Genomic DNA, 386 nt, shown 5'->3' with positions numbered 1-386 from the left:
CCGCAGGCCTGCTTCGAGTCTGGAGAGTGTGCTGGCGGAGATGCCTGTCTGCTCGGCGAGGTCTGCGAGGGTGACGTCCCGGCGGAGTCGCAGGCGCTTGAGGCGCGGCCCGACGGCGCTGAGTGTGTGGTCGAGATCGTCATTCATGAGGCTATTTTGCCATTCGGCAATACCGCTTGCACATCCACCTGCCGGCCCGGGAGCATGGAATCTGAAGGCACATCAGATCGCAAGGGGTTCCACATGGCCGGGACGGCAAAGACATCGCCAGGGGAAGCAGCGGGCGGACGCGACGGTGACGCGATGACGCACAGCTTCGACAAGGACTACTGGCAACAGCACTGGGAGCATGCCCACGATCCCGCCCAGGCAGATTCGGGAGGGGC

1 protein-coding gene is annotated in these 386 nt (G+C 64.5%); it reads right to left on the bottom strand.

The window, feature by feature from the left end:
• Positions 1–147 (bottom strand): helix-turn-helix domain-containing protein (locus AB4Y85_RS19485; RefSeq protein ID WP_441986555.1); only part of this gene is annotated, 147 nt, incomplete at its 3' end.
• Between the last annotated feature and the right edge of the window lie 239 nt (positions 148–386).

Source organism: Microvirga sp. 2YAF29 (genome assembly GCF_052114605.1).
Lineage (GTDB): Bacteria > Pseudomonadota > Alphaproteobacteria > Rhizobiales > Beijerinckiaceae > Microvirga.
This window is presented reverse-complemented; position numbering and strand designations above follow the sequence as displayed.